Here is a 6,086-nt window from a genome sequence, read left to right as displayed (position 1 = left end):
CGCATACGAGATGATCGCAATATGCTGCTGCCGCATTGAGGTCATGCAGCACCACGAGGACGGCGACGCCTGCCTCGCGGGCAAGGGCTTTTACTGAGCCCAACAGTTGTTCTTGGTGCCGGATATCCAGCGCTGCCGTCGGCTCATCGAGCAAGATAACCGGGGTATTTTGGGCAAGCACCCGTGCGAAGGCCGCGCGGGCGCGCTCACCGCCAGACAACGTGCTGATGTCTCGGCCAGCTAGGTGCGCAACGCCGGCGGCATCGAGGGCGGCGTCAATAAAGTCATCGTCAAGGTCTGCATAGGCAGTTCCTTCCCACGGGCGGCGCCCCATCGCAACGACATCGCGGACGAGAAATTCAAAGGACACCGAGACATCCTGGAGCATCACCGCACGCGTGCGCGCGAGCTCTCGCGCTGGCGCCATGGGCGAAAGCCCACCCACGGTGATCTCACCGGAATAATCAATGTCTCCGGCCACGGCGGCAAGTACCGTGGATTTACCAGCACCGTTCGGACCGATAAGCCCGGTAACTTCGCCCGCTTGGGCAGCAAAGGACACTTGATCCACAAGGGTATGCTCCCCCACCCGAACGGTTAAGTCTTTGACGTTTATCATCAGTGCACTCCTTTGCGCATCATGCGACGCAGCAAGATGAAGAACGTTGGACCTCCCACCAGAGCGGTGAAAATGCCGATGGGAAGATCCGCAAAAGGAATCATCGTGCGCGCTGCCACGTCGGCGAAACCAATAAGCACAGCGCCGCCCAGGGCGGAGGCGGGCAGTAGGATGCGGTTTTCTGGCCCGACGATGCTGCGCAGCAGGTGGGGAACGATGAGCCCCACAAAGCCAATGAGTCCGGCGAAGGAGACGGCCGCTGCGGTCAGCACTGCCGATGCCACGATCGCCACGATGCGCAGACGCGGCACGTTCACGCCGGTATGCGCGGCGGCGCGCTCGCCGAGCGCGAGGACGTCTAGCTGCTTGCCCAGGCGCAGGGCCACTGCGAGGCCTACCACCACGATGGGAAGTACCGCCCACACGTGTTTCCACTGCGAGCCGTTGAGGGAGCCCATCTGCCAGAAGACGATCGCTTCGCGGTTGGCCGTCGGCGCCAGGTACACCATGAAGGAGATGATGGCGTTGCATACCGCATTGATGGCGATGCCGGTGAGAATCAGGTGTACCACGGCCACGCGCCCGTTGTAGCGCGCCAGCTGATAAATGATGAAGGTAACCAGCAACGCGGTCAGGAAGGCTGCCGCGGGAACAGTAAAGGTACCGAAGAACTCGATATTGAAGACAATAACCACGGCCGCACCAACGCCCGCACCAGAGGTAACGCCGATGATGGAAGGTTCTGCAAGGGGGTTGGCAAATACCGCCTGCATCAGCGTGCCGGCCACCCCCAAGGCCGCGCCCACCACAAGCCCTAATACCAAACGCGGTAGGCGGATGTCCCACACCACGCTTGCGGTCAAGGAATCCTCGCCGTGCCCGGCTGCCAAAATGGGGAAGAGATCGGACAGGGGTACATAGTATTGCCCCAGCACGACGGAAATGAGCGCCGCGAGAACGGTGAGGATCCCCAGCAGTACGAATACCCAGGCGCGCTGAGTGCGGCGGCGCGCGAAGGTATCCGTGTCCCTACTCATTGTCCGGGTCATACACAGCCTTTGCTAGCTTCACCAGCGTCTGACCGGTCATAGGGCCAAAGGCCAACGACTGGCCGTCCGGGATGGTCACGATGCGCTTCTTCTGGCCGGCGGTGGTCTGAGCAACACCAGGCCTCTCCAGCAAGCCATCAATTCCGCCGGTGGATTCCAGGCCATTGGTCATCATGATGATCACCTCTGGGTTGATGCGCGCCAATGCCTCCGCGTTAGCGGGTTCTGCATGAGAAAGGTTGTTTTCTGCCGCCAGATCCACGCCGCCGATGCCTTCAATCAGGTCTTGTGCACCGGTGCCGTCACCCATGATGAAGAAGACGCCGCCGTTTCCGCGCGCATAGAGGAACGCCATCCGCATCGGATCATCGGGAACGAGATCCTTGATGGCTTCCTTTGCCTCGTCGATTTCTTTGGTGGAACGATCCGCCAGCTCGCGTGCTTCGTCGGGCAAACCGAGGGCATCGCCAAGCGCGGTGATGTCCTCGCCCACGGAATCAATGGTACGCTCAGGTTCCATCACCACGGTGGTGACGCCCGCCGCGCGGATTTGATCGATGGCATCGCGCGGGCCAATGGAATGATCCACAATGACGAGCGTCGGCTGGAGCTCCAGTACCGCCTCCACGTTGATGTTGTGGCCGCCTTCGGTCACTACTGGGAGATCCGCCAAGTTGGGCTCGGTAGAAGAAATCGTGCGGCCGACGATATTATCGGCAAGCCCCAAGCCGCTCAGGGTCTTGGTATAGGTGCCATAGATATCCAACGCGAGGATGCGGGAAGTATCGGTGACGGTGACGTCATTACCATCGGCGTCGGTAAGCTCCACCGGAAGCGCCGGCTCTGCTTTTTCAGTAACCGGCTCGATATCGTCAAAATCTTTGACGTCACTGACACCTTCAAAGGACCTGGGATCGGAGACATCTGCAGGATCCGGTAGCTGATCGGTATAGCTTCCCTGCACACCGCACGCGGTAAGACTGAAGATGCACAAGAATGGTACGAGAAAACGAAGAACGAGTTTCACGGCAATCTTTCTAAGAGTTATTCATAACAAGCCGGCTGGTGGAGCCACCGGCGATGATCAATCCGACGATGAAGAGCAGTAGATAGGTGGTCGGGTTATCTAGGCCCCCGCCGGGAGACGTCGCGGACTTGACCTTGAATTTGTTCGATCCGTCCTCATATCCCTGCCCCGAGTCGCCGGCTAGCGCTGGATCCCCGGCTACGGCATGAGCGCCGCCTTTGGAACCAGTGCCGCCTTTCCCGCTTTCACCCGCACCGGATCCACCGGATGCAGAACCGGAACTAGTGCCGCCACCGGATACGGCGCCACAGTCAGCGTTTCCGCCCAAGGTGGCGTGGAAGCTCAACGGATCCAGCTGGGTGCCCGGTTCATAGAACTCAGCGAGTGCTTGGGAGCCGGTTTCAGAAAGCGATACCGCAGCTTCACCGGACACGGCGTCCGTGCCGACGTCGAGAGAATTAAAGCTCAAGGTGCCAATAACAGCGTGCCCAAAGTCTTTCTTCTTTCCTTCCATATTGGAAGATCGCACGTCAGCGATAAGCTCGCCGGAATTGCCGTTGAAGGTGATTTCCAGGTTGGAGATGTTGAGGTCCAACTTGCCGTGGTGCCCGGTGAACTGCATGCTCCCGCCATACTGCACGGAACCCGCGCCATCTTTTACGGCACCAGAGTTACCAGTGAATTGGAAACGGCCATTGTCATAGCCAACACCAGAGAGATCCCACCGGCCTTGGGCAATGGATCCGGTGATATAGGATTGGAAGGATTTCTTTAAGCCCCACTGAGCGGTGGCTTGCGTAACCCCAGTAGCCTCACAGACGGCATCGCCCCCGCCGGATGCTCCCGCGCCCGAATTACCTGAGCCTGGGGCGCCGGAGTTCGCAGATTCAGAGTGCGCAGGACCAGTTCCCGCTGCTTTGCCAGCTCCTGAGGCGCCACCGCCTCCGCCCGAACCAGAGTTGCTCGGTGATGAATTTCCCGCTGCAGAGTTAGTAGAAGCCGAGTGTCCTCCAGTGGAGTTCGACGTACCCGAAGCAGAACCATCCGAATTCGAGTTTGTTCCACCCCGGTTGTTGAAAGACTCCAACTCATCCAGAAACGCCTGGGTATTGCCCATGAACGTAGTAATCCCGTTCATCGTGTCATTGGTTTCAGACAGGATGTCCATGGCTTCCTTGTTAAAGCCCGTGAAGGAACCTGTAATGGACGTCAATGGACGCTTCTCACCCGAACCGGAACCGGAGCCAGATCCGGATCCAGAGCATGATCCGTCGAGAGCAATGCTGCCGGAGGACGGATCTAAGGCTTCACCTGGCTGGTAGAAGCCGGTGAAAAGCTTGGCCCCGCCGGAAGTCAGAGTGGTAGATCCAGACAAATCAACCTTCCCGGCACCATCGTTGACGGGGTTGGCCAGATTAATGGTGGCGATTACCTCATCATTGCCTTGGATCTTTTTACCGCGGCTGAAGTCTTGGCGGTTCATCTCATAGGAGACGTAGTCCACGGAAATCTGCGCCTGCTTACCAGAGGCCTTGACCTTGAAATCAGACATAGTCATATCCAAGACCCCATCGTGGCCAGTAAAATTCAGCGTTCCATTGAACGGAATTGTGACGTTTCCACCGGATGCATCGGGCTTTCCTGCAGTAAAGACAAACGCACCTTCGCCCTGTTCATCGCCCGTGAAGCCAATGCCGTTGGCACCCCAACCACCGTGGGCGATATTGCCTTTGACGTAGCTGCGGAATGACTGCTTGATGCCCCATTTCCATGTGCAGGATTCATCTGCGTGGGCAACCGGGGCAGAAGACAAAAGTGGGGCGAATGCTGCGACGAGAAAAGCCGCGACGATGATGCCGAACGCCGACTTCCACAGTTTTCCAATCATATTGAGAACCTTGTTTTCGTGCCTAAAAATGATATAGGCTAAGCTTGCCTTAGTGAAGTAAGTGTATCCTGACCTAACTTCTTTTGATTGTCAATAAACCACCCCCTTATAAGAAACAAAATGCACAACGATCCCCGCAAAGACATCTTCAACAGCATCTACCCAGATGTCGATCCCACACAGAACTTCCCACTCACGATCGGTGAACGCTTATCCTTAGCGCTTTCCGTCGGCGTATTCATGTTCGGCGGCGTAAGCGGCAGCCTGCTCATCGCCGGCATTGGCTTGACCTTTGTGGTCGCCTGTTCCTTGGCGCTTGCCCGTAAAACGCCGCGCCGCATCCGTGCGGAGGCGCGCAGCCGATTCCCCAGGGAACCGTGGGCCGAACAACCCAGCCTCCTCGTCCCCGCAGTATGGGCAGTCATCGCAGTAATCGCGGCCCTGGCGTGGTGGTTCACCCCCGTGAAATACCTCGCGTGGAGCGCGGGCACCATGGCCGTCATCGCCGCCGTCGTGACGTGGTTCCTCCCCACCCTGCAGCGCCGCCGCGCCCGGGCTGAACGCGCAAAGCAGGACGCTTAAGTCACCCCAATACTCCCCACTTGAGTTCAGAGGGTCGTTGCAACACTTTCCCCTTTAGGAGGGTGTTGTTGTGCCTGGAGTTGTTGGCCCGTTTCATTCGTTGTCTGAGTCGGATCGTCGTGGCTTGGTGGCCATGGTTGGCAGTGGGCGTAGCGTTCGCTCGGCTGCTGGTGAGCTTGGCTGTCATTACGGGCATGCTTTGAATTTTTGCCATGCTCACGGAGTGCCAGTCATACATAAAGCCAAACGAGTTGATCGCCGCGGTAGCCAGGCTTTACAGCTTGTAGAACTAGTTCAAGGCGGACTCTCGGTACACCAAGCCGCCAAAACGTGTGGAATGCATCCCACCGCCGCGTATGCCGTTGCTACAGAAGCCGGGTGCCATATCCGGCTAACGAGGTATGCCCGGAAAGTCCGCCAAACACAGTTAAGGGTGGAATACTTACGCCTTCGGTTGGCGAGCTTGCCTGTTGGTGATGCTGGGGCTGGGGTAGGAATTGATCGTCGATTGTCTTTAGACTTCGAAAAAGGACTCATCAAATCCGGAGGGCCACGTAAAGAGTTCATACCCGTCGGCGAGGACGCCACCACGTATAAAAGACTCATGAAAGCGCTGCGCCAACGCCATGACGTCATCGAATCTGGACGGCTTTGTGCCCCTGCCTTGCCTGGCGGTGTGGATCCGTATAAACGCATCAGTGATCGCTATATTCGCTTTGAAGAACGCGTTATTATCGCCGACCTTCTTCGGGAGCATGTGCCGCTGCGGGAAATCGGGCGCCGTTTAGGGCGAAGTGCCTCGTCAATTCAGCGTGAAGTACGCAGAAACCACAGCGCTGAAGGCGAGAGTGTCTAATGGTTTGTGTGTGGGAACCTAACCCGCATAAGGAGATGAACCAGAATGACTACTATGGCGAGACG

Annotated in this window: 6 protein-coding genes; 2 read left to right on the top strand and 4 right to left on the bottom strand. The window is 57.9% G+C overall.

The genetic code is table 11. The features are described from left to right. From ABRP93_RS11235 to ABRP93_RS11220, 4 genes are all read right to left on the bottom strand, one after another. Positions 1-619, bottom strand: a 619-nt coding sequence (locus ABRP93_RS11235) for an ABC transporter ATP-binding protein (protein ID WP_349887983.1), incomplete at its 3' end; no start/stop codon positions are given. After that, positions 619-1,656 (bottom strand): FecCD family ABC transporter permease, encoded by a 1,038-nt coding sequence (locus ABRP93_RS11230; protein ID WP_349887982.1) that lies wholly within the window; start codon positions 1,654-1,656, stop codon positions 619-621. The genes ABRP93_RS11235 and ABRP93_RS11230, both read right to left, overlap by 1 nt. Next, positions 1,649-2,695, bottom strand: coding sequence for a heme/hemin ABC transporter substrate-binding protein (locus ABRP93_RS11225; protein ID WP_349887981.1), 1,047 nt, complete (start codon positions 2,693-2,695; stop codon positions 1,649-1,651). Before ABRP93_RS11225 ends, ABRP93_RS11230 begins: the two co-directional genes overlap by 8 nt. Before the next feature lie 10 nt (positions 2,696-2,705). Beyond that, positions 2,706-4,583 (bottom strand): HtaA domain-containing protein, encoded by a 1,878-nt coding sequence (locus ABRP93_RS11220; RefSeq protein ID WP_349887980.1) that lies wholly within the window; start codon positions 4,581-4,583, stop codon positions 2,706-2,708. Between the two features lie 120 nt (positions 4,584-4,703). Between ABRP93_RS11220 and ABRP93_RS11215 the strand changes: the two genes are divergently transcribed. After that, entirely contained in the window at positions 4,704-5,165 is a 462-nt protein-coding gene (locus ABRP93_RS11215; RefSeq protein ID WP_349887979.1) for a hypothetical protein, read from the top strand. Between the two features lie 508 nt (positions 5,166-5,673). Further along, positions 5,674-6,021 carry a helix-turn-helix domain-containing protein gene (locus ABRP93_RS11210; RefSeq protein WP_349887978.1) on the top strand — a complete coding sequence of 116 codons (348 nt, stop codon included), beginning with the start codon at positions 5,674-5,676 and terminating at the stop codon, positions 6,019-6,021. Positions 6,022-6,086 lie beyond the last annotated feature (65 nt).

This window comes from Corynebacterium sp. KPL2850 (assembly GCF_040225855.1).
Classification (GTDB): Bacteria; Actinomycetota; Actinomycetes; order Mycobacteriales; family Mycobacteriaceae; genus Corynebacterium.
The sequence above is the reverse complement of the archived record's forward strand: the minus strand, read 5'-3'. Positions and strand labels throughout refer to the sequence as shown.

Bases quoted from the DNA above. Each gene is read 5' to 3' on its own strand.
- ABRP93_RS11220 (WP_349887980.1), bottom strand. From the start codon at position 4,583: ATGATTGGAAAACTGTGGAAGTCGGCGTTCGGCATCATCGTCGCGGCT.
- ABRP93_RS11215 (WP_349887979.1), top strand. From the start codon at position 4,704: ATGCACAACGATCCCCGCAAAGACATCTTCAACAGCATCTACCCAGAT.
- ABRP93_RS11230 (WP_349887982.1), bottom strand. From the start codon at position 1,656: ATGAGTAGGGACACGGATACCTTCGCGCGCCGCCGCACTCAGCGCGCC.